General features: G+C 51.0%; 1 protein-coding gene and 1 pseudogene. Both read right to left on the bottom strand.

Features of this window, described 5'->3' with window-relative positions; all coding sequences use genetic code 11:
• Positions 1-253: pseudogene (locus ABF87_RS14515) on the bottom strand (hypothetical protein); the annotation flags it as partial.
• 471 nt (positions 254-724) lie between these two features.
• Positions 725-2,180: calcium-binding protein (locus ABF87_RS14510; RefSeq protein WP_160829832.1), on the bottom strand; the 1,456-nt coding region annotated here is incomplete at its 5' end.

Here is a 2,180-nt window from a genome sequence, read left to right as displayed (position 1 = left end):
ACTGAACTTTCTCTGCATTGAATATTCGCGCTGTGTCGCCTGCATAATCAGCGGGAGCCGTGCTTAATCCAGTTACTCGAACTGCACCACTGAGGTTGACAAAATTGAACACACCTCGATTACCTGAAAATATCACCGTGTCGGATCCCGCAGCCCCATTAATAAAATCACTCCCACCTCTGCCGTCAATAGTATCGTCACTAGCTGTTCCGACATGTGTTTGTGAACTAGGACTTCCAATTATTGTAGCCATTTACAACTCCTTTCCAAAATATAATTTACGGTTATTCTTAAATTTTTCAATTTGTTATATATCGTTTGTTAACCATTCAGTACTCAATCACAAGCAGCGGAGTACTCATTGCACTCTCCAGTCTGCTGGTTTTCAACCAGTTAACCGCAAGGGACGGAAAATTGAATTCGTAAAGATTAATAAAGATTTTAAGAAATTACTTTGACGCTCTTTCTAGTAGCAAATGATCAACAATTTTTACTAGACGCTAAAGACTATATCAATGAGACTAAAAAATATATGAGTCATTTATCCCAAGAATTATTGCTGAATGAGGATTATTTCGAGGATGAACATCACTTGGCCAATTTCAAATGAAATTAAGTTGAGACTAAAATTCAAAAAGGCAAATCAGCACAAACAGAACACCGCGATGATTCGATTCACAGAATTGATCGATACGAAAAAATTTTTATTTTGAATGGCAAAGTACTAAAAAATCACATTCCCCGCCGCTAAGCCGGTGGCGTCATTGTGCGTGACGATGCCGAGAATCTGTATATCCGTTGCGGTAATGCTGTCGTCGCCGCCGGTGCCAGCGGTGTACAGCACCAGCGCTGCCTGCGTGGCGGAAAAATTGATGATGAACAAATGTTCTTCTCCGGTTGCCAGCGTGGAAAAATCGATTTCTTCTCCCAGCTCGGTCAGTACATTGATCAATCCGGCCGCGGTGAAATCGGCCAGCACCAACTCGATTTCTGCATCCAGCAAGACCGTGGCTTCCTGGTTCGCGCCTCCGGCAATGGCCTGATTTCCCAAATCGGCGCCATTGCTGGCTGAATAATCCAATGTGCCGTCAGCATCATCGTTCAGGGCGGTTTTGAGCGCGCCGGTGATCTGAATCAAATCGTCCGCCGCGGTATTCGCATTGGCATCGAATTGCGTGATCGAATCGGCGCCGCTATTGGCGCCTGCCGCCGCGCCATCGGCAGAGGTGCTGTAAATGACGGTTTGACGGATATTATCATTGGCGCTCGCGCCCAATACCATCACATCCGCGCCGCCATTGCCGGTGAGGCTGTCGCTGCCCGCGCCGCTGGTCATACTGTCATTGCCTGCGCCGCCAATCAGCGTGTCATTGCCGGTTCCGCCGAAAATCGTATCGTTGCCTGCCCCACCGGTGATGGCGTCATTGCCTGTACCTCCGGTAATCGCAAAAGCGCCATCCGTTTCCGCATTGCCATTGAAGGTCAGCACCCCTGAATTGGCGGCGTTGGTCAGCGTCAGGCTGGCGCCAGCGGCAACCAGCGCATTTTGCGTCGAAATCGTGACTGCTGTGTTGGTATTGCCCAACGTGATCGCTTCTATATTCTGCACATTGTCGAAGTCCGCCGATGACGTGAAAGCCGTGTTTCCGGTCAATGCGACCGTGTCCGTCCCGGCTCCGCCATCCACGGTATCCGCACTGGTTAATCCGCTCGCCGTTACAAATCGTAACGTATCATTTCCTGCATCTCCTGCGAGCACATCATCGCCCAGCCCAGCCGTCAAGCTATCGTTGCCGTTGCCGCCGCTGAGCGTATCGTTGCCCGAGCTGCCGGTGATGCTGTCGTTTGCGCCACCGCCGGTAATGATGAAAGCACCATCGGTCTCGGCAGCACCGTTGAAAGTCAGCGCTGCGGTGGTCAATGATGTGGCGTGGAAAGTCAGGATGGCGCCGGCGGCAACCAGTGTATTTTTGGTGGTGATCGTAACCGCTTGCGTGGTATTGACCACGGAGATCGTTTCAATATTGCTGGCGTTGTCAAAATTGGCGGCTGCGACGGCGGTATTGCCAGTCAGCGCAATCGTGTCCGTTCCGTCCCCGCCATTGACATTATCAGCAGCCGTGAGACCTGTGCCCGCTGCCAGCGTAAAGCTGTCGTCGCCGTTGCCGCCGCTGAGCGTG

Source organism: Nitrosomonas sp. JL21 (assembly GCF_009833095.1).
Classification (GTDB): Bacteria; Pseudomonadota; Gammaproteobacteria; order Burkholderiales; family Nitrosomonadaceae; genus Nitrosomonas.
The sequence above is the reverse complement of the archived record's forward strand: the minus strand, read 5'-3'. Positions and strand labels throughout refer to the sequence as shown.